This window comes from Hyunsoonleella sp. J2K-J805 (assembly GCF_057167125.1).
Genome location: NZ_CM169901.1, coordinates 712,084 through 733,858, shown reverse-complemented (window position 1 = coordinate 733,858; position 21,775 = coordinate 712,084). Strand labels below are relative to the sequence as shown.

At 34.5% G+C, this 21,775-nt stretch carries 15 protein-coding genes; 14 read left to right on the top strand and 1 reads right to left on the bottom strand.

The window, feature by feature from the left end:
* Positions 1-200 precede the first annotated feature (200 nt).
* The 5 genes from nirB to AC1B0Z_RS03215 all read left to right on the top strand — a co-directional run bounded on the left by nirB (position 201) and on the right by AC1B0Z_RS03215 (position 6,172).
* Positions 201-2,717, top strand: a complete 2,517-nt coding sequence (gene nirB, locus AC1B0Z_RS03235; protein WP_483794113.1) for a nitrite reductase large subunit NirB — start codon at positions 201-203, stop codon at positions 2,715-2,717.
* A 24-nt stretch (positions 2,718-2,741) separates the two neighbouring features.
* Entirely contained in the window at positions 2,742-3,119 is a 378-nt protein-coding gene (gene nirD / locus AC1B0Z_RS03230; protein WP_483794112.1) for a nitrite reductase small subunit NirD, read from the top strand.
* Between the two features lie 251 nt (positions 3,120-3,370).
* Entirely contained in the window at positions 3,371-3,955 is a 585-nt protein-coding gene (locus AC1B0Z_RS03225; RefSeq protein WP_483794111.1) for a DUF4202 domain-containing protein, read from the top strand.
* A gap of 12 nt (positions 3,956-3,967) precedes the next feature.
* Entirely contained in the window at positions 3,968-5,791 is a 1,824-nt protein-coding gene (locus tag AC1B0Z_RS03220; RefSeq protein ID WP_483794110.1) for a sensor histidine kinase, read from the top strand.
* Positions 5,792-6,172, top strand: coding sequence for a RidA family protein (locus AC1B0Z_RS03215; protein ID WP_483794109.1), 381 nt, complete (start codon positions 5,792-5,794; stop codon positions 6,170-6,172).
* 123 nt (positions 6,173-6,295) lie between these two features.
* Here the strand turns inward: AC1B0Z_RS03215 and AC1B0Z_RS03210 are convergent, their stop codons facing one another.
* The gene (locus AC1B0Z_RS03210) at positions 6,296-7,558 is read right to left on the bottom strand and encodes a multiheme c-type cytochrome (protein WP_483794108.1); all 1,263 of its coding nucleotides are present in this window, start codon (positions 7,556-7,558) and stop codon (positions 6,296-6,298) included.
* A 241-nt stretch (positions 7,559-7,799) separates the two neighbouring features.
* Between AC1B0Z_RS03210 and AC1B0Z_RS03205 the strand changes: the two genes are divergently transcribed.
* The 9 genes from AC1B0Z_RS03205 to AC1B0Z_RS03165 all read left to right on the top strand — a co-directional run bounded on the left by AC1B0Z_RS03205 (position 7,800) and on the right by AC1B0Z_RS03165 (position 21,668).
* A complete protein-coding gene (locus AC1B0Z_RS03205) occupies positions 7,800-8,465 on the top strand; it encodes a response regulator (protein WP_483794107.1) in 666 nt (221 codons plus the stop codon).
* Between the two features lie 18 nt (positions 8,466-8,483).
* Positions 8,484-8,708: a hypothetical protein gene (locus AC1B0Z_RS03200; protein ID WP_483794106.1), complete on the top strand. Its 225-nt coding sequence runs from the start codon at positions 8,484-8,486 to the stop codon at positions 8,706-8,708.
* 306 nt (positions 8,709-9,014) lie between these two features.
* Positions 9,015-12,536, top strand: coding sequence for a molybdopterin-dependent oxidoreductase (locus tag AC1B0Z_RS03195; protein ID WP_483794105.1), 3,522 nt, complete (start codon positions 9,015-9,017; stop codon positions 12,534-12,536).
* The gene (locus AC1B0Z_RS03190) at positions 12,536-13,978 is read left to right on the top strand and encodes a rubredoxin (RefSeq protein ID WP_483794104.1); all 1,443 of its coding nucleotides are present in this window, start codon (positions 12,536-12,538) and stop codon (positions 13,976-13,978) included. Before AC1B0Z_RS03195 ends, AC1B0Z_RS03190 begins: the two co-directional genes overlap by 1 nt.
* Before the next feature lie 79 nt (positions 13,979-14,057).
* The gene (locus AC1B0Z_RS03185) at positions 14,058-14,792 is read left to right on the top strand and encodes a Crp/Fnr family transcriptional regulator (protein WP_483794103.1); all 735 of its coding nucleotides are present in this window, start codon (positions 14,058-14,060) and stop codon (positions 14,790-14,792) included.
* 165 nt (positions 14,793-14,957) lie between these two features.
* Positions 14,958-15,941, top strand: a complete 984-nt coding sequence (locus tag AC1B0Z_RS03180) for an integrase core domain-containing protein (protein ID WP_483791788.1) — start codon at positions 14,958-14,960, stop codon at positions 15,939-15,941.
* 234 nt (positions 15,942-16,175) lie between these two features.
* Positions 16,176-17,867, top strand: coding sequence for a DUF262 domain-containing protein (locus AC1B0Z_RS03175; RefSeq protein WP_483794102.1), 1,692 nt, complete (start codon positions 16,176-16,178; stop codon positions 17,865-17,867).
* The gene (locus AC1B0Z_RS03170; protein WP_483794101.1) at positions 17,860-19,878 is read left to right on the top strand and encodes a GmrSD restriction endonuclease domain-containing protein; all 2,019 of its coding nucleotides are present in this window, start codon (positions 17,860-17,862) and stop codon (positions 19,876-19,878) included. The genes AC1B0Z_RS03175 and AC1B0Z_RS03170 overlap by 8 nt, the downstream gene beginning before the upstream one ends.
* Positions 19,879-20,273: 395 nt before the next feature.
* Positions 20,274-21,668: a CmpA/NrtA family ABC transporter substrate-binding protein gene (locus AC1B0Z_RS03165; protein ID WP_483794100.1), complete on the top strand. Its 1,395-nt coding sequence runs from the start codon at positions 20,274-20,276 to the stop codon at positions 21,666-21,668.
* Positions 21,669-21,775: the final 107 nt, after the last annotated feature.

Genomic DNA, 21,775 nt, shown 5'->3' with positions numbered 1-21,775 from the left:
TGGTATTTCCAGAGTTTTAAGTATACATCTTCCTGTTTATTTAGATTTCCATAAAAACTAAACCCTAAATTTTATTATAAACTAATAATTGATATTTCAATTTGAGAAATTGATAATAATTACAGTTCTAAGTAAAAATCTTCTAAAATCCATTTAAAAAATACGTATAAATACTTAGTTTTGCTTGTAAATACGTAATTATGAAAAACATCATAGTAGTTGGAAACGGTATGGTAGGTTATAAATTTTGTGAAAAATTTGTAGCTAGTGAAGCAAGTAAAGATTTTAAAATTACTGTTTTTGGTGAAGAGCCAAGACCAGCGTATGATAGAGTACATCTTAGTGAGTTTTTTGAAAGTCAGGATGCAAAAGCATTAGAAATGGCACCTGCATCTTGGTATGCGGAACAAGGTATTGATTTAGTTACGGGGGAACGTGTTGCTGACATAAATAGGTCTGCCAAAACTATCACCACCGCAAGAGATCGTGAGTTTACATATGATTATTTAGTATTAGCTACAGGATCTACTCCTTTTGTACCTCCAATTAAAGGTGTAGAAAAAGAAGGGGTATTTGTGTATAGAACAATCGAGGATTTAGAAGGTATGCTCGCGTATGCCGCCAAACTTAAATCCGAAAAGCCCGATGCACGAGCAGCTGTTTTAGGAGGAGGTTTACTAGGTTTAGAGGCCGGTAAAGCCGTTATGGATATGGGTTTAGAACCGCATATCGTAGAGTTTGCACCTAAGCTAATGCCACGTCAGTTAGATTCTAGGAGTTCCCAAGTTTTAAGACTGAAATTAGAATCCATAGGACTTAATATTCATTTAAGCAAAGCAACAAATCAAATTCTTGGGAATGGTGCAATTACTGGGATGGAGTTTGGAGAAGACGATATGCTGGATGTGGATATGTTGATTATTTCGGCAGGTATTCGCCCCAGAGATGAACTAGCTAGAGCATGCGGATTGGAAGTTGGTGTCCGCGGTGGTATTGTGGTAGATAATTCTATGAAAACTTCTGATGATAGCATTTATGCCATCGGCGAGATTGCATTGTATAACCAAATGATATATGGATTGGTGGCACCTGGCTACGATATGGCTGCTATTGCCGTAGAACAAATTATTGGTAATACAGAGGCCTTAATGCCTGAAGACATTGATATGTCTACCAAATTAAAATTAATTGGAGTAGATGTTGCAAGTTTTGGCGAACCATTTATGCCTGCTTCAAAAGGGCATTCCATCATTTTTGAAAATAAAACACAACATTTATACAAAAGAATTAACGTTAGTTTAGACGGTAAAAAGTTGCTTGGAGGCATATTGGTTGGAGATGCAGCCGATTATAATATGCTTCATCAGATGTATTTAAATAGTATGGCAATTCCAGAAGATCCATCACAATTAATTTTGCCAGCTAGCGACGGCGCTGCTTCTTTTGGAGATGTTACCGATTTACCTGATGAAGCCCAAGTCTGCTCTTGTGAGAGCGTTACAAAAGGACAAATTTGTGGCGTAATCGAAACTGGGGAAGCTACAGATTTAGCTAGTGTTGTAGGCTGCACAAAGGCTGGCACTGGATGTGGTGGATGTAAACCTATGGTAGCAGACTTAACAAATGCAACGTTAAAGTCATTGGGTATAGAAGTTAAAGACTCTATTTGTGAGCATTTTGATTATAGCAGACAAGACTTATACAAAATCATACAAGTAAAAGGTTATACTAAATTTAACGAAGTATTAGATGGTCATGGAAATGGCGGACATGGTTGTGAGATATGTAAGCCCGTTATAGCTTCTTTGATGGCTTCTATCCATGCAGATACTGCTAATAAAGAATATGCCATTCAAGATTCAAATGATAGATTTTTGGCAAACATTCAGCGTAATGGAACCTATTCTGTTGTACCACGTGTTCCTGGAGGTGAAATCACTCCTGATAAGCTTATTGCTTTGGGTGAAATTGCTAAGAAATACGACCTGTACACCAAGATTACAGGCGGTGTTCGTATTGATTTATTTGGTGCTACCTTAAAGCAATTACCTTTGATTTGGAAAGATTTAATCAATCATGGATTTGAAAGCGGACATGCTTACGGGAAGTCACTACGAACCGTAAAAACCTGTGTGGGTTCAACATGGTGTCGTTATGGAATGGATGAAAGTGTAAGTTTTGGTATCGAATTAGAAAATCGATATCGAGGTATTCGAGCACCACATAAAATTAAAGGAGGTGTATCTGGATGTATTCGTGAATGTGCAGAAGCTCGCGGAAAAGACTTTGGACTTATAGCGGTAGAGGGTGGTTGGAACCTATATGTTGGCGGAAACGGGGGAGCAAATCCACGTCATGCTGAATTATTTGCAGAACAAATTGATAACGAAACGGTAATTAAATATCTAGATAGATACCTCATGTTCTACATGCGTACAGCAAAACCTTTGCAGCGAACAGCCGCATGGCAGGAGAGACTTGAGGGTGGATTGGACTATTTAAAAGAAGTAATTATTGAAGACAAGCTTGGTATTGCTGAAGACTTGGAAACCGAAATGCAAACTTTGGTTAATAAATTTGAATGTGAATGGACACAAGCCATTAACAACCCAGAAATGATGAAGCGATTTAATCACTTTGTTAATAGTGAAGAAGAGGACGATAGTTTGGTTTTTGTGCCGATGCGTGATCAAAAGATGCCTGAACCTTGGGTATAATTATTAATACTAAAACTTAGACAAATGGAAGATATTCTAGAAAAATATGTGGCGACAAACTTAGATAATGTAAAGGTGTGGTTTAAAGCAGCATCAATACATGATTTTCCTTTGGATGGAGGTGCTTGCGTAAAATATAAAGACAAGCAAATTGCTGTTTTTAATTTTGCAAGACTAGGGAAATGGTATGCATGCCAAAATCTTTGTCCACATAAAATGGAAATGGTTTTAAGTAGAGGTATGATTGGTGATGATAAAGGCATACCTAAAGTAGCGTGTCCGCTGCATAAAAAAACGTTTTCATTGGAAAATGGCAAGAATCTTAATGGAGATTTAGATGCCATTGCTACGTATCCAGTTAAAGTAGAAGGAGAGTTTGTATATGTGGGTTTTGCTGATTAAATATAAGCTGATAGTAAAGCCTTTAGGAATAAGAACACCAAAGAATGCGGTTTTAATGAAGATTAATAAACACTATTAGGTTATTAAAGTACCTTAGACAAATATGTAACATTCAGCATTACTGCCGCACTATCTTTGGCTGTGTTTTTTAATTTAAAATGAAATCAAATTCATAAAATTCTGAAACACTCTATTAAAATTGAATAACTTATTATGTATCTTGGCTTCTCAGGTTAAAATTATTCAAATACATGAAACCAACACGTTTTGAAACTGCTATTGCCTTAATTGATAAAGCGAATTCACAGGACATAAATAACTACAAAGTTGCTGGAATAAAATATCCTAAAGAGTTGTTGTACTCGCAACGCATGACGCGAAAACTGTTGCAATTTAAACCAGATGCCTCAAAAGCATTGCAAATTGCCGCTCGTGCTCAACACATTTGTAGATGGAAAATAGCGCGTGACGAATATCCAATGGATCGTGTAGGGTATTTGAAATGGCGTGAAACTTTAAAAAAGATGCATGCCGATTTAACGTCAGATATTTTAAGGCAGGTGGGTTATGACGATCAGTTCGTGGATAGAATTCGGAAAATCATTCTAAAAAGACTTATTAAGAAAAACGAGGAGTCTCAAGCTTTGGAAGATACAATTTGCCTGGTGTTTTTAGATTATTACTTTGAAGAGTTTGCCGAAAAGCATCCCGATGAAAAAGTGATAGATATCTTGCAAAAAACTTGGGTAAAGATGAGCGAAGAAGGTCAGCAAGAAGCCCTAAAGCTTAATTTTTCAGAAAAGTCACTAGATCTTGTTAAGCAAGCTATAGCTTAAATTCTAGTTAGTATGGCAAAAAACGGTAACTCATTAGATCAAAGGACTTTTGATAAACTACGCCGTTTGTATATTATTGGTTTTAGTACTATTGCGCTTTCGGTAATTATTAGTCAGGTTTTAATCAGAAACCACCTTAGTGGTCAAGAAAGTGATTCTACCGTTATAAATATTGCAGGCAGGCAACGTATGTTAAGTCAGAAACTCACCAAGGACGTTGTTGCGCTTTCTTCTGAAATGGACCTTGAAAATAAAATTTTACTTAAGAATAAAATTAAGCACACACTAAATTTATGGGAAGTGTCCCACCATGCCTTACAGAAGGGAAATGACAGTTTAGGCCTTCCAAAGGATAATAGTGAAACCATCGTAGCTAAATTTAAACGCTTAAATCCTGTTTTCGATACCATAAGTAAAGCGTCAAAATCAATAATTTATCAATTGGAAAAGCCTTCCTCTCAGGATTTGAGTACTTATGTTGATGATATTGAAAAAGTAAAATCCAATGAAGGTGACTTTTTGATAATGATGGATGATATTGTAAACCAATATGATAGGGAAGCAAATGAAAAGGTTGAATGGCTTCGTAAACTTGAAACATGGTTAACTGTGCTTACTTTATTAATTCTTTTAGGTGAATTTCTATTTATTTTTTGGCCAGCCGCTAAATCCGTAAGGTTTACGTTGAAGGAATTATTAACTGCTGAAAGCAATGCAAAAAAGATGGCTTTCGATGCTGATGAATTGAGCAACGCGAAAGAAAAATCTATCAAAGAGTTACGTGCATTAAGTAGAGCAATGGATGATACGTTATTATTCGCACGCATCCTTCCAAATGGTACGGTTGTACATATGGGGAATAAGTTCTCGCGCTTGTTTCGGTTTTTGAAGTTTAATGATTCGGCTCTCCTTTGGAGCGTATTGTCACCATCCGAAAGCGAACAACAAATAATAGAAGAAATCATCCTAAAGCATAAAAAAACGGGGTGGCAAGGAGAAGTGAAAGCAACTTCAAAAGACGGAGAGGATTTATGGTTGGAAATGGCAGTGATACCTTATACACCTACCGAATCAAAATCAGAATTGCTTATCATCGCTTCGGACATTACAGCACGTAAAAAAGCCCAATTAGAAATAGACCGATTAACGACACAACAGTTTGAGGAGAAAATGAATCAACAAAAGGTTATTTCTAGTAAGATTATCGAGAATCAAGAAAAGGAACAGAATAGAATTGCCAAAGATGTACATGATGGTATTGGGCAGATGCTTACAGGATTAAAATATAATTTAGAAAGTATCGACACAAGGGATGTTGAAAAGGCAACTACCAAAATTGAACATTTGAAAGTGCTAACCTCTAATATTATAAAGGGCGTAAGAACAGCTACTTTCAATTTAACACCTCCAGAATTAACGGATCATGGTATTGTTCCTGCCCTAACAAAATTAACGCAAGAATTGACGAAACTTACTGGGATAGAAATTGTTCTTTTCAATAAAAGTGACTTCAACCTACGATTAGATTCGCTCGCAGAAATCAATATTTATCGAATCACTCAAGAGGCAATTAATAACGCTATTAAGTATGCCGAATCCACTCATATTATTGTGTCATTATCTCATAGTAAAGATATTTTAAGTATCGTTATTGATGACAATGGAAAAGGCTTTAATCCTGATAAAGTAAAACGTGTAAAAACAGCCGATGGTGGTATGGGAATGACCTTCATGAATGAGCGAATTAAATATATTAACGGACGTATGTTCTTAACATCTGAAAAAGGTAAAGGTACTCGTGTAACTTTAAATATTCCCTTAAATCAAATAAATTAAATGGAAAGAAAATTAATTAGTTCTGGTTCCACATTCGAAGAAAAAATTGGTTATTCCAGAGCAGTTGTTCAAGGTGATTGGATTTTTGTATCAGGAACTACAGGGTACGATTATAAAACTATGACGATTAGTGATGATATAGCAGTACAAACGGAAAAATGCCTTATCAATATAAAAAACACATTAGAACAAGCTAAAGCCAATTTATCCGATATTGTTCGGGTTACTTACATTTTACCTAATTCAAGTGATTTTGAAGACTGTTGGCCAGTTCTTAAAAAGTACTTAGGTGAGATAAAACCCGCTGCCACAATGTTTTCAGCTGGATTAGCAAATGACAAAATGAAAATTGAAATAGAGGTGACAGCTTTAAAATCATAATTTCATAATAACTATTTGCATTATGAACATATTGAACTATCCGCCTTTTATCTTAAAAATTTGTATCATAATAGTTTTCAGGTAAAACAACCAAGATTTAAAGCTTTTTAAGAATTCATTTTTTTATAAACTCTGGATATACTGATCTATTTTATCCTGTGATACGTCATGTATTTTTATCAAATGGCTTCGCACTTTAACTTGAACCAAGCCAGTTTTATCTTGAATTTTTAAACTATTAGATTTGGATAAGGGCATGTGGCAATCTATGCAATTATTCAAGTTATCTTGGTTACTAGTCATTACAAGGCCACAGTTAATATTTTGATCTGTATGACAGTTTATGCACTTAGCATTAAATATATTTAAATTACCTCTTTCATTAGCATGGGCACTATGGCAGGTATTACAGTCCATCGTAGGTGTTTTTTGAAAACATTTGCTGGACTCTAAAAGTTCTACTTGATTTCCATGAACATCCAAATTAGATTTATATTTGGATGCATACTTGGATTTATAGTAATCCTTAAAGTCTTTAACGATATATTGTTCCAAAGTATCACCTAAAACAAAATGGAACTCTTTATTTGGAGCTTTAGTTTTAGATCCTGAGTGACACAACGCGCACATATCAATTTTTTGCTGTCTTGACAGTTGACTGTGTTTAACAATGTATTTCCCTGTAGTATCATTAGGGTGTTTGTTTTGATATGCTACATGCATCCCAGAAGGGCCGTGGCACCTTTCGCAATCTACACCTAAAATTATACTACGCTTGGAAAGTTCATTTTTGGTTTGAGCATTTTGAGCTGTTTTGGCAAAAGTAGCATGACATTCTAAACAGCTCACGGAAATTGGACGTAAGTTTGATACGACGTTTTCCTTATATCCTGGGCTATTTATCCATTGTTTACTGGGTACAAAATATGAGGTTTGTAGTTGAAATAATTTATTGTCGTCCCAACTAAAAAACGATTGCCCTTTTACACCGGATCCAATTACAATATCAATCTTGTTCTCTTTTACAATTGTATTTGAAGAATCATTTTTCAGCATCTCATAGAAGTCATCTCCTTTTTTATTAATAGAATAGCTATGATACTTTCCTATATCAAGACGGTTGTTAATAGCTTGGTAAACTCCTTTAATAGTACTATCTGTGGCAATGGTCGAGGTTGAAAAATGTGCTGATGTTATATGTTGATTATAAACATCTTCGTGACAGTTAATGCAGGCTTCAGACCCAGCGAACTCTAGACCATTATAATGCTTTAAAACCTGTCCTTTTGCAAAATACTTGTAGTTCTCTGTACTTCCTTTATACCATATATATGAAGCAATAACTGTAATACAGACGACAATGGAAATACCTATTTTTTTCAACACTTGATAAAATTACAAAATTGAAGCAATATCTTAACCACTTACTTAATTTTAATGACCAAGTGTAATTGGTTTGTTCTTATATATTAAAAATGAACCTTTAAAACTCACGCAATATCTTTAGATTGTAGGTTGCCAAAAACTTGAACTAGTAACTCCATGAAGTGATATATAAAATACAAAGGTAAGCGTAATTACGTAGTATTACTTAATTTGTTATTTTTGTACTTATAACAATAAATTCATGGATATAATTAATGTTGTTTTAGCTGACGATCATGTCTTGGTAAGAGATGGAATTCGTGCACTTTTAGAAGATCAAAAAGGAGTTGCTGTAATAGACGAGGCATCCAATGGAAAAGAGGCTCTAGAGGTTATTTCAAGAAATAAACCGCATGTGTTAATTGTGGATATACGAATGCCAGAAATGAATGGAATTGATGTGGTTGGTGAGATTAATAGATCTCATCAAGATGTGAAAACATTGGTGTTATCCATGCACGATTCTGAGGAATACGTTGTGAAAGCAATTCAAGCTGGTGCCGATGGCTATTTATTAAAGGGTGCCAGTAAAGATGAGTTTTTAAAAGCTTTAAATAAAGTCGCCTCGGGTGGCAAATATTTTACAGGGGACGTGTCGGCCATTATCATGAACAATTTTGTAAATGGGAATACAAATGTAGCGGTTGCACCAAAACCTGTATCCAAAGTAGATCCATTTAATCTTACAAAACGTGAAAAGCAAATTTTAAGTTTGGTCTTAGAGTTAAAAAACAACAAAGATATCGCTGAAGAACTTAAAATAAGTAAGCGAACCGCCGAAGTACACCGATTTAATTTGATGAAAAAATTAGAGGTGACTAATTTAAAAGAATTGATGGATAAGGCCAGAGAGCATAGGTTAGTTTAGCCGAAAAACAATTCATTATTGAAAGAATACAAAGATTATTTCATAAACCTTATTGAAGAGAATCCTAAATATTTTGGGGTATGCTTTTTGATTTTAGCTCTGCTATGGCTGGCTTACAAGATTAAAAAAAATGAGCCAATAGACTTTGATAATAGAAATATCGCATCTTGGAATGTTTTTATTAATGGGTGGGCTCTACTTGTAATGTTATTTATTTTTAGCTTTTTTTTAATATTCTATTAAATATTTTATTCAAATTACCTTTCTGTTTTTCTTTTGATTTTACCAAATCCTTAAAATCAATCCACTCAAATTATCAACTTCATATAAATTTCGAGATACTTAAAAATTAGTATTTAAATTAAGTATTAATACTTAGATTTGTAAATGCGGTGTTGTTTTATTTCTGTTGCATAGAACTGTTATTTTAAATATAAATTTTACCAAAAATTAAATTTAAAAGCTCTTTTTTAAGGTATTCAGAATAATAAAGTTAGTGCTTGCTTTCGTAAAATAAAATATAGTAATTAGTATAAATATTGGTTGAAAATGATAAAGAGCGAAGTAAAAACTACCTGTTCATATTGTGGAGTTGGCTGTGGAATCATTGTTAAGAAAGATGCTAATAACCAAGTATTTGTTGAGGGTGATAAGGACCATCCTGTAAACAAAGGCATGTTGTGTTCCAAAGGCATGAACTTACATTATGTAGCGAATGATACTTCCGATAGAATTTTGTATCCAGAAATGCGTTGGAGCAGATCTCATCCTAGAGAACGTGTAAGTTGGGATGATGCTTTAGATAGGGCAGCAAGTGTTTTTAAATCGATTATAAAAAAACACGGTCCAGATAGTGTCGGCTTTTATGTTTCTGGCCAGAGTTTAACCGAAGAATATTACATAGCTAATAAACTAACTAAAGGTTTTTTAGGTACAAATAACATTGATACCAATTCGCGCTTATGCATGAGTTCTGCAGTAGTTGGTTATAAAAAAACGTTTGGAGAAGATAGTGTACCTATTTCTTATGCTGATATTGAATTGGCAGATACGTTTTTAATCACTGGAGCTAACCCAGCTTGGTGTCACCCCATTTTATTTAGAAGATTAGAAAAACATAAAGAGGAAAACCCAGATGTAAAGATTATAGTTGTAGACCCAAGAAAAACAGATACAGCCAATTTTGCAGATTTACATTTACAGCTATTACCAGGAACTGATGTGGTGCTTTACAACGCCATTGGAAGATGTTTATATAAACGCGGTTTAATTGATGAAGATTTTATTAAGAATCATACAGAAGGATTTCAAGATTATAAAGAGTTAATCTCCAAAACCTCGTTAAAACAAGCCTCAAAATTATGTGGTGTACCAGAAAAAGATATACAAAAAGCAGCTGATATTATTGGGCTTTCAAAAGGTTTTATCAGTATGTGGGCCATGGGTTTAAACCAAAGTGTGGTAGGAACGGATAAGAATGTATCGCTATTAAACCTATCCCTAATAACAGGGCAAGTTGGAAAACCTGGAGCAGGACCATTTTCGTTAACGGGCCAACCTAATGCTATGGGCGGACGTGAAGTAGGAGGAATGGCAAATCTTTTGGCGGTTCATAAGGATTTAATGAATGAAGAGCATAGGCGAGAAGTAGCGCAGTTTTGGGGCGTAGACCAAATTAATCCTAAACCTGGATTAACGGCTACCGAAATGTTTGATGCTTTAGAAAGTGGTAAAATGAAAGCCGTTTGGATTGCGTGTACAAATCCGTTAGTGAGTTTGCCAAATTTAAATCGCGTTGAAAAAGCCATGAAAAACGCAAAGTTTGTTGTGGTTCAAGATATATCTCATAAATCAGATACTGTAGCTTTTGGAGATTTAGTACTACCAGCAGCGGCGTGGTTAGAGAAGGAAGGTACAATGACAAATTCTGAAAGACGAATTTCATACTTACCAAAAGAAATTGAAGCTCCTGGAGAAGCAAGACCTGATGTTGAAATCTTTTGTGATTTTGCACAGCGTATGGGCTTTAGAGGCTTCAATTTTAATAGTGCTAGTGAGATTTATGATGAGTATGCTTCAATGACTAAAGGCACCAATATTGATGTGTCTTACTTAAACTACGATAGGCTTAAGAATGAAGGTACATTTCAATGGCCTGTACCTGAGCATAGACATCAGGGTACTTCTAGGTTATTTGAAGATAAAAAGTTTTATACCCCATCTCAAAAGGCTAAATTCAATGTGCCTACATCTATTGTTAACACATCGGTACTACCAAATGACACCTATCCACTCATTTTAACTACAGGCCGTATAAGAGACCAATGGCATACCATGACCAAAACAGGTAAGGTATCGCGTTTAAAAACACACTACCCTAAACCTGTTTTAGAAATCCATCCGGTAGATGCTTATTTGTATAAAATTAAGGATGGTGATATTACAGAGATAAAAGGTGAGAATGGAGAAGTTAGAGTTCGTGCAAGCGTTACTGAAAATATTAAAAAGGGTGTTGTATTCTTACCCATGCACTGGGGTAAACAATTACAAAGTAATTTAAACAGAGCCAATAATTTAACCAATACTCATGTTGATCCTACATCAAAAGAACCCGATTTTAAGTTTACACGTGTTGCGGTTTCAAAATATAAAAAACAAGCGGAAAAAATTATAATTGCTGGTGCTGGTGCTGCGGCATTTCGTTTTGTTCAAAACTATAGAGAGCAAAATGAAACTGATGAAATCCATGTATTTTCAAAGGAGCCTAATCTGTTTTATAATAGAGTATTACTACCAGAATATGTGACGGAGGAATTATCATGGGAGCAACTTTTAAAAATTAAAAACGCTGAATTAAGCAAGCTTAATGTGTATTTACATCCCGAAAATTACATCACTAAAATAGATAAAACGTCTAAGATAGTTACAGATAGTAATGGCGGTAATCATAGTTTTGATAAACTCATTTTAGCCACAGGAAGTCGTGCATTTGTTCCAAAGGATGTTCAAATAGATTTACCTGGACGTTTTACCATGCGAAATAAAATTGATGCCGATAAGTTTAAGAAGCACCTAGATGCTACAGGATTGCCTCCTGAAGAGCAACATGTTGTGATAGTTGGTGGTGGTTTACTTGGTTTAGAGCTGGCAGCTGCCATGAAACACAAAAACGCCAAAATAACCATTATACAGCGAGCATCGCGTTTAATGGAGCGTCAGCTAGATAAAGTGTCTAGTAAATTATTAGCCTTAGACGTTCAAGAGCGCGGTATTCAAATATATTTTGATAATGAAGTAAGTACAGTTTTTGATGATGAAGATACGGGCGAATTAAACATCACCTTAAAAAGTGGAAAATACATAACAGCCAACGCTATTGTATATGCTATAGGTACTATTCCTAATGTGGATATTGCCAGAGCAAATGGTATTGCTTGTAGTAGAGGTGTTAAGGTAAATCAACATTTACAATCTTCACATCCTGATATTTTCGCAATTGGAGAGATAGCAGAATTTAATAATCAATTGTTCGGAATTACATCAGCAGCAGAAGAGCAAGCCAATATACTAGCCAATTTTATTGCTGGAGATGTGAGTAGCTCCTATAATGGCTCAGTATTGATGAACATATTAAAGTTTAATGATTTAAACTTGTGCAGCATTGGAGACATTAGCGTACCTGAGCACGATGATAGCTATGAAGAAATTATTTTCACAGACATCAAGAAGCGCTACTATAAAAAATGTATTGTAAAAGATGATCTTTTAGTTGGTGCTGTTTTAATGGGCGATAAAAATGAATTTGCCGAATTTAAAACCATGATTGAAAGTAAAATAGAAATGGCCGATAAGCGCGATACATTACTAAGAGGTTCTTCTAATGATGCACCAATTATTGGAAAATTGGTATGTTCTTGCAGTCAAGTGGGACAAGGAAATATCGAAGAAGTTATTGCTCAAGGCTGTACCGATTTTACAGAACTATGTAACAAAACAGGCGCAGGCATCGGTTGTGGTAGTTGTAAAACAGAAGTTAGAGAGATACTTCAAAACTCAAAAGTATTAGCATAATGGAAGAACCATATAGATTAATGATAAACGGTGGTGTATTGTCGCCAGGTGAATTAAAATATATTTGTGAAGCTGCAGAAAACTTAGGGCTTGATGCTATTTCTTTTGGGTCTAGACAAGATATAATTTTTCCAGAGGAAATCGATGCAAGCAAATTTGACAAATTTGATAAAATTAAGTTTGTAAAACCTAAACAAGACGGTGTCGAAAATATTGCATCCTCTTATGTTTCTGCTGAAATATTACCAAGTACCTCTTGGTTAACTAGTGATAGATACCTATATGTTATAGAGCAGTTTAAACATAATCCTAAGTTAAGAATCAACGTCACCGATCCAAAACAGCGCTTAGTACCTTTGTTTACTGGAAATGTAAATTTTATAGCTTCAGAGCATGAAGATTATTGGTATTTATATTTAAGACTTCCAGGTTGGCAGAACACTAAAATGTTTCCTGCATTAATTTATAGTTGGGATATGGATAAAGTAGAACAAGCCATTGAAAGTATCCTGATTGAAGAACCTGAATCCATTGAAATGGTATTTGATTTGGTTAATGACGCTGTTGAAACGAATAACAGAACAGTGGATAAGCCGTTGGAAGTACCATTTTATCCATTCCCGTATTATGAAGGGATGAATCGCATAGGTACAGACCGCTATTGGTTAGGGCTTTATTGGAGAAGTAATCGTTACGATTTAACGTTTTTAAAAGCCATGTGCGAGTTATGTTCCGAAAATAAAATTGGAAAAATTTCCATCACACCGTGGAAATCCTTTATTGTAAAAGGTATTCCTACAAAACATAAGATGCAGTGGGAAAAGCTTCTAGGTAAATTTGGTATCAATGTGAGACATTCCATGCTGGAAATGAACTGGCATGTACCTGTAAACGATAAAGAAGCGTTGAATTTAAAAAAATATTTGGTTACTAATTTCGATCAAAACGATATTAGTACGTATGGCTTAACCTTTGGCATTACGAGCTACGATAGCGACACCTACAATTTTACATCTATAGTGATCGAAAAAAACAGATCACCAAAAGTTAATGGTACGTTTAAGATTAGAGACACTTATAACTTACTTTATGCCAAAAATTTCGATCCCAATACACGGGAATATATCATACATGTGCAAGATGTAGATATGGTTGAGCTTCCTGGATTATTAATGGAGTTAAGTAAGCTATATTTTGAGCAATTAGGTGCCGAGAAAGAAACAGAAACACTACCAGAGCCACAAACGGAAAGGGAGGAAGAAGAAGTGTATCAGTGCTCAGATTGTAAAACCGTTTATAGTGAAACTTATGGCGATATTACTCAGGATATCGCGCCTAATACACCGTTTGAGAATTTACCTAGTACTTACGAATGCTCAATTTGTGAAGCTCCAAAACGTAGTTTTGAGAAGAAAACCTTCCAAATTTTACCAAATTCATAAAAGTTAATCCAAATTACAAAAATTACGTATTATTACTTATTTTTGAAATGTAACCCTGAACAACGTGCCCGCAGTCGCCATGTCTACACATACAAGATTCCGTTCCTTAAAAGATACGTCGTGCGCTTCATGCGATAACTCAAATTGTATAGTAAATAGAAACCTTCGCATTCTCGAAAATTCCACGTTAGTAAACAACAAAAGCACGTTGCGTTGTAAAAAAGGGCAGCAGTTTATTATGGAGGGCGCGCCGGTAAACGGACTCTTCTTCATTCTAAAAGGTACCGTTAAGGTCATTCGCACTGGAATTAACGGGCGCGAACAAATCGTGCGTTTCGCTAAAGAAGGCGAAATTATCGGCCACCGTGGTTTCGGTACAGAAGAGTACTATTCCATTGGTGCTATAGCGCTTCAAGATGCTGTATTGTGCTATTTTTCTAAGGAAAACCTGCAAGAAACCCTGCTAGACAATCCTAAGTTTGCCTTCGATATGATGTTGTTTTATGCCAACGAACTTAACCGAAGTGAAAACAAAGTAAAGTCTATTTCGCAAATGACGGTTCGCGAGCGTGTCATCGATTCCCTGTTATACATACACCGAAAGTTTGGCGATTTAAATGGCTTTCTAAACCTTCCTTTAAGTAGAAGAGAATATGCCGATTATGCAGGTACAACAGAAGAGCAAGTCATTCGCGTGTTTTCAGCTTTAAAAAAAGAAAAACTAATTAGTGCTAAAGGCAAGAAAATCGGTATTAACGATATCCAATCGCTTAAAAAAGAAATTAACGACCATAACTATTTCTTAGATAGTTAATGCTGTGTTTTGGGCGCCTGCCTACCTGCGGTATCGCAGGCAGGTTACCCTCCTAACACTTCGACAAGCTCAGTGCAGGCCTAATGCGGGTGTGCTTGCCAGCGTCATTGCTGTAGAAGTCAACTAATTCGATGACAGAATTAACCAAGAGATTAATTTTGTTCCATGAGAAATAACAACGACGACCTAACCTTAAAACGCAATTACCTCCAGAAATACCAGTTTTTGATTAGTGAGTATGAACTGGTGAAGAACAAGTGCCATCCCAGGTATCGATATGTCAAGGATTTTCATGAGGCCAATGGCACTGATCGACGAAGCTTTTTAAAATATTACAATAGGTTCAAGCAAAGCGGAAAAGCAGAAGACCTGTTGCCCCAGAAGCGTGGGCCAAAGTGGAAGAGCAGAAGGCCTCTGCCCTTTATTGAGCAAAAAGTCATAGCGTTAAGAAAGCAGGGGAACAACAAATACGAGATTAGTTGTATTTTAAAGCCCCAATTAAGACAGTTTACCCCATCGCCATCTGGAGTATATAACATCACCAAGCGCTATGGGCTAAACAAGCTAACACCAAAGATGCAATCCAACAAACGACGTATCATAAAAGAAAAGGCTGGGGAACTGGCACACATAGACACACATTATCTCCCAAAAGGTATCGTAGCCAAAGAACCTAAAAAACGGTATTATCTGTACGGTATCATAGACTCGTGCACCCGTGTGGCATGGGTAGAACTTACAGAAGACCTAACCGCGTTAACAACCATGTTTGCGGGACTTAGAAGCTTCAATATCCTTTCTGAACATTACAATATAAAGTTCAGGGAGGCTCTTACGGACAATGGACCCGAATTCGGGCAGAAACAAAGTAAATCAAAGCATAACCACGCCTTTGAGCGGATGCTGTCCGAACTTGGGGTCAAACATAGATATATAAGACCCTATAGGCCACAGACCAACGGAAAAATTGAACGCTTTTGGAGAACCATTGAGGACGACCTAATAAGAGAGACATATTTCGAATCCAAAGAACATCTAAAAGAGGAAATATTACAATACCTTTACTATTATAACGAGGAAAGGCCTCACCAAAGTTTAAATGGTAAAGCTCCTAACAAGTTTAACAAAAATTGTCCTCGAATTAGTTAACCTTTACAATTGCGAGGAGTTTACGATGTGGCAATCTAGCATTGCTCTTTTCATTGTCCAAAATTATGATGCCTCACTTCTTTTAATACAATTTTGTTAAAAACTACGTATAAGTATGTATTGATTTTATCGTAGGAAAAGTCGAACTTTGTTTTTCGGACGTTATAGTTCATTAAAAGGGAACCATATTTAACCGTTGTAGGTAATATTAAAAATTGACGAATAAATATTAAAATGGAAAACAAACTTGAGTTAAAAACAATAAGTGAATTAAATCAATTTTCATTTTTTATTCCATCTTACCAAAGAGGTTATAAATGGACTAAAAAAGAGGTAAATGACCTACTTAATGACATAAACGAATTTAAACCTCGAGTTATTGACAACACAGACGATAAAACCTGGTATTGTCTTCAACCAATAGTTATTAAAAGACGAGAAACAAAGGCTCATTCATACGAGGTTATTGACGGGCAACAACGCTTAACAACTATTTACTTGATTTTGCACTATTTAAATCAAGATTTTATTGAAAGTAGAAGAGAAAAAATATTTCATATAGACTATCAAACTCGTTTAGGCACATCTGATTTTCTTGATAAACTTGAAGAAAATAAAATAAATGATAGCAACGTTGATTTCTACCATATTTCCCATGCTTATCAAACTATTTGCAGTTGGTTCGAAAAGAGAAAAGTAAACTTTGACAAACAAGAATTCGGTTCAAAATTTAAATATCATTCAAAAGTAATTTGGTATGAATCCCAAACTGAAAACCCAATTTCAATATTTACTAGGATTAATATAGGAAAAATTCCTTTGACAAATAGTGAATTAATAAAAGCTCTCTTCTTAAATAGTTCAAATTTTATTGGATCAAACCCAGAACAGTTAAGATTGAAGCAACTTGAAATAGCAACAGAATGGGATAATATTGAACATGGTCTTCAGGAAGATAGATTTTGGTATTTTCTAACAGGTCAAAATACTCAGACAAACCGAATTGAATTCATTTTCAATTTAATGAATCAAGATAAAGACGAAAATGATCCTTATGCAACTTTTAGGTATTTCACCAAGCTATTTAGAAATAGTAATCAAGAAACAATTGAAACTAACTGGCAAAAAATAAAAAGATATTATCAAAGATTTAGTGAGTGGTTTAACAAACGTGAATGGTATCATAAAATCGGCTTTTTAGTAACCATCAATGAAATTTCAATCAGTAAATTATATTCAGAATCAAGTAATCTTTCAAAAGTTGAATTTAGTTTTTATTTAGATGACTTAATAGTAAAATCAATGAAAGACTTGGTTATTGAAAACTTACAATATCAAGATAAAAAAGAAGTACGTAAAACTTTACTTCTTTACAATATTATTACAATGCTCAATAGTCCGAAAGATAACTCTTATTTTCCTTTTCATTTATTCAAGAATGAAAGTTGGGATATTGAACATATTACATCTATAAAGGACACAGTCCCTGATAAAAATAGAGAACATTGGCTTAATGATGCAAAAGTCTTTATTGATGTATCTAAAAAAGAAGGCACCAAGCTACTTAAGAGATCTGAACAGTGTAATGTTAATAATGAAGATGAATTCAAAGAATTATTTGAAGATATTGTTTCGCACTTTAATTCAGATCTTGGTGATGATGCTATAAACGATATTTCTAATCTTACACTCCTTGATTCCCAAACAAATCGAGGATATAAGAATGCTGTATTCCCTCTAAAAAGAAAAACAATTATTAATCGTGATAAATCAGGCATTTTTATTCCAATTTGTACTAAAAATGTATTTCTAAAATATTTTAGTGAATATCCACCGAAAATCTCATTTTGGACTGAAGAAGATCGTAAAAATTATGAAACAGACTTGTATTCTGTTCTGGACAAATATTTAACAATAAATGAGTAATCAAGAAAATTATACTGGACGCATTATTAACTTTAATGATTTGATTAATGAACATCCCATTCAAATTCCTATCATACAAAGGGATTATGCTCAAGGAAGAATAAATCAGAAAGAAGTTAGAGACAACTTCCTTAATGCAATTTTTAATTGTCTTAAAAATAATGAGCCAATAAAACTTGATTTTATTTATGGCAGTATTGTGGATTCAAAATTCCAGCCATTGGATGGACAACAAAGACTGACAACTCTTTTTTTACTTCATTGGTATGGAGCCACAAAAGAAGAATTACTATCAAATAACGATGTCCGTGTTTTGCTACAGAAATTCACCTATGAAACCCGTATATCTTCGCGTGAATTTTGTCAAGTTTTGGTTAAGGAATCAATTAAAGTATTAAATTCTGACCAAATATTAAGTGAAACAATTATTGATAAAAATTGGTTCTTTTTATCTTGGAAAAATGACCCTACAATTGACTCAATGCTTAGAAGCATTGATGCGATTCATGAAAAATTTTATGTAATTGATAACCTTTGGGAGAAACTAAAATCTAATCTTATTCAATTCTATTTTGTAGAACTAGAGAATATGGGTTTAACGGATGACCTATATATTAAAATGAATGCAAGAGGTAAACTCTTAACACCTTTTGAGAATTTTAAAGCAGGTTTTCAAAAAAAAATAATTGATGAGAACTGGGAGAATGGTGTAAATATGAAAGATCAATTTGGAGTTAAAATTGATAATGACTGGACTGACTTTTTCTGGGATTATTTTAGGAAAAACAACACAATTGATGATGCTCAAATAAGGTTTGTTAGTGCTATTGCAATGACAATGTCATCAGTAGAAAGAGTTAATACAACTGACGTTAGAATCGATTTAATAAACCAATTACAAGAAGAACCTAGTAAAGTTCGCCCTTCGCACTTTACAAAAAGAGCTTTTGATTTTCTTGTTTCAACTTTGGACATATATCATGAAAGGCTATTTCTACATGATTACTTATCAGACAAATTACCCTTTCCGTTATGGAGACATGCACCAAAAGGATCTTTTCTTTCTATGATTGTACATGAAGATAATGCCACTTCTACTCTTCAAAGAAATAGTGCCACATATACTCAGAAAGTTTTGTTTTTTGCAGAGTCTGTCTATTACAGAAAAAACAATGAAAAAAATAAAGAAACTTATGAAGATTGGATGCGAGTGGTTAGAAACATTGTTTCAAGAGGTGATGTGGAAAAAGATGGTTCAAGACCAGATATAGTAAGAAGTCCACAATCTTTTGATGGTGTTATAAATCTAATCAATGAATTATCAAATGGTTGCCAAAACATATATCAATTTCTTGATCATCAACCAAACCTAAAGTCACAATATGCAAAAGATCAAATAAATGAAGAGATTGAAAAGGCAAGGTTGATTTGTTTCGATTCAGACTACAGAAATATCATTTTTAAGGCTGAAGACAATGAATTATTGAGAGGAAAAATAAGTTTCATTTTTCACTGTATTAATTATGACTTTAATCCTTTGAATTTTGATTCGATTAAGTTTTCAAAAATCGCAGATGTAATTAATAATTACTTTGGTAATGAAAAAAGCTTAAATAATAATATAAGAAGAGCAATGTTGACAATTGAAGTCAATGGAAATTATGAATTCTATTCTTACTGGTGGTCATATTGGCACATAGGCAATGCAACTAAAAGAAGACTATTTGACAAATTCAGAGAAATAGAATATTGCATAAACGATGAATATTACAAAGAATATTTTAAAAAGTTTATTTTGCAACTAATATTAAAAACCCCTGAACAAATTGCGCTGGATTTTATTCCTTCCGAGAATTTTCCAAACTGGAAAAAGCGGTTGATTAAAGAATCAAATCTATTGGATAATAATAACAAAACAAATCATATTGCTATCGCAGAAGATAACTCACATTGTTATTTATTGAAAAGTAAAAGACCACGTGAAATAGAAGGTAATATCAAAATACAGTAAATATTACCCAAACAATAGCTATAAGTAACTGCTTGTTCTCGCTTACTTCTGAAAATCTTCTCATGTTTTTTTTATAATTAGGAACTACGTACTTTTCCCTTCAAAACCCTCCATTTCCTTTTTAATATTTAACCTTTTCACTAAAACAATACGTAAAATGTTATTAACAACTGCATGTTTATACGTAGTGTTTTAAGTAGTTCTTTCTGTGCTTAAATTTATTTTAATAATCTAAAAATCAAATATATAAAAATAAAACCTGTGTTTTAGCAGGTTAGTTTATGGATAAAAAGAGGTGTGTTTATGGGGTTTAACATGGAGTATTTCTAAGTGTACTTATATATTTGCTTCAAAATTAAGTATAAATACTTAGAAAACTTTAAAACTTATATAACATGAAATCTCTATTAAAACGTACCTCTTGGATTTTACCCGTAGCAGTGTTACTATTTGCTTGTGGTGGCGAAAAGAAAAAAGACGCGGTTGTGGCAGAAGCTACTGCTCCAGAAAGTAAAACAAAAACATTAGATATTGAAAAGCCACAGTTAACCTTTGGTTTTATCAAATTAACAGATATGGCACCTTTAGCGATTGCTAAAGAAAAAGGTTTCTTTGAAGATGAAGGCTTATTTGTTTCTGTTGAAGCACAATCAAACTGGAAAAACGTTCTAGACCGTGTAATTGATGGTCAGTTAGACGGATCGCACATGTTAGCGGGACAGCCCATTGCTGCAGGTGCAGGCTTTGGTCGTCAAGCAGAATTGGTAACACCATTCTCCATGGACCTTAACGGTAACGGTATCACGGTTTCAAACGACGTTTGGAGCAAAATGAAGCCAAATGTACCAAAAGGTGCTGATGGTAAACCTGTTCACCCGATTAAAGCAGATGCCCTTAAGCCTGTAATTAACGAGTACAAAAACTCTGGTAAAGCTTTTAAAATGGGTATGGTATTCCCTGTATCTACACATAACTACGAAATAAGATATTGGTTAGCAGCAGCTGGTATTCACCCAGGAATGTACACTGCTGATAACGTACAAGGACAAATTGATGCCGAGGTTTTATTATCTGTAACGCCTCCGCCACAAATGCCTGCAACACTTGAAGCTGGTACTATTTATGGGTACTGTGTAGGTGAGCCTTGGAACCAACAAGCGGTATTTAAAGGTATTGGTGTGCCTGTAACTACAAACTACGACATCTGGAAAAACAACCCAGAAAAAGTATTTGTAATGACTAAGAAATTTGTGGATGAAAATCCTAATACTGCAATTGCTGTAACGAAAGCATTAATTAGAGCAGGGAAGTGGTTAGACGAACCAGGAAATAGAGCAGAAGCTGTAAAAATATTATCTATGAGCCAATACGTAGGTGCTGATGAGGCAGTATTAGCAAACTCTATGACGGGTACGTTTGAATTTGAAAAAGGTGATAAGCGTGAGATGCCAGACTTTAATGTATTCTACAAGTACAACGCTACATATCCATTCTACTCTGATGGTATCTGGTTCTTAACACAAATGAGACGTTGGGGACAAATTCCTGAGTCTAAGCCAGCAGATTGGTACGCATCAACGATCAAAGATATTTACAGACCTGATATTTGGACTAAAGCTGCTAAACTTTTAGTAGAAGAAGGCAACATTCCTGCAAGTGATATTCCAACAACAGATGGTTACAAACCAGCAACGGCTGACTTTATAGATGGAACATCTTACGATGCTAAAGATCCTATTGGATACATCAACAGTTTTAAAATTGGTAATAAAGAAAAGGCTGTACAGTAATATAAATTTATCTGTCATTCTGAACTTGTTTCAGAATCTAGTTAGGCTGAGATGCTGAAACTAGTTCAGCATGACAATAGTAAGCACAAACACTAAACACACATTAA

Excerpts from the sequence above, each read along its gene's own strand:
- nirB (WP_483794113.1), top strand. The coding sequence starts at position 201 with ATGAAAAACATCATAGTAGTTGGAAACGGTATGGTAGGTTATAAATTT.
- nirD (WP_483794112.1), top strand. The coding sequence starts at position 2,742 with ATGGAAGATATTCTAGAAAAATATGTGGCGACAAACTTAGATAATGTA.
- AC1B0Z_RS03225 (WP_483794111.1), top strand. The coding sequence starts at position 3,371 with ATGAAACCAACACGTTTTGAAACTGCTATTGCCTTAATTGATAAAGCG.
- AC1B0Z_RS03220 (WP_483794110.1), top strand. The coding sequence starts at position 3,968 with ATGGCAAAAAACGGTAACTCATTAGATCAAAGGACTTTTGATAAACTA.
- AC1B0Z_RS03215 (WP_483794109.1), top strand. The coding sequence starts at position 5,792 with ATGGAAAGAAAATTAATTAGTTCTGGTTCCACATTCGAAGAAAAAATT.
- AC1B0Z_RS03205 (WP_483794107.1), top strand. The coding sequence starts at position 7,800 with ATGGATATAATTAATGTTGTTTTAGCTGACGATCATGTCTTGGTAAGA.
- AC1B0Z_RS03195 (WP_483794105.1), top strand. The coding sequence starts at position 9,015 with ATGATAAAGAGCGAAGTAAAAACTACCTGTTCATATTGTGGAGTTGGC.
- AC1B0Z_RS03190 (WP_483794104.1), top strand. The coding sequence starts at position 12,536 with ATGGAAGAACCATATAGATTAATGATAAACGGTGGTGTATTGTCGCCA.
- AC1B0Z_RS03185 (WP_483794103.1), top strand. The coding sequence starts at position 14,058 with ATGTCTACACATACAAGATTCCGTTCCTTAAAAGATACGTCGTGCGCT.
- AC1B0Z_RS03180 (WP_483791788.1), top strand. The coding sequence starts at position 14,958 with ATGAGAAATAACAACGACGACCTAACCTTAAAACGCAATTACCTCCAG.
- AC1B0Z_RS03175 (WP_483794102.1), top strand. The coding sequence starts at position 16,176 with ATGGAAAACAAACTTGAGTTAAAAACAATAAGTGAATTAAATCAATTT.
- AC1B0Z_RS03170 (WP_483794101.1), top strand. The coding sequence starts at position 17,860 with ATGAGTAATCAAGAAAATTATACTGGACGCATTATTAACTTTAATGAT.
- AC1B0Z_RS03165 (WP_483794100.1), top strand. The coding sequence starts at position 20,274 with ATGAAATCTCTATTAAAACGTACCTCTTGGATTTTACCCGTAGCAGTG.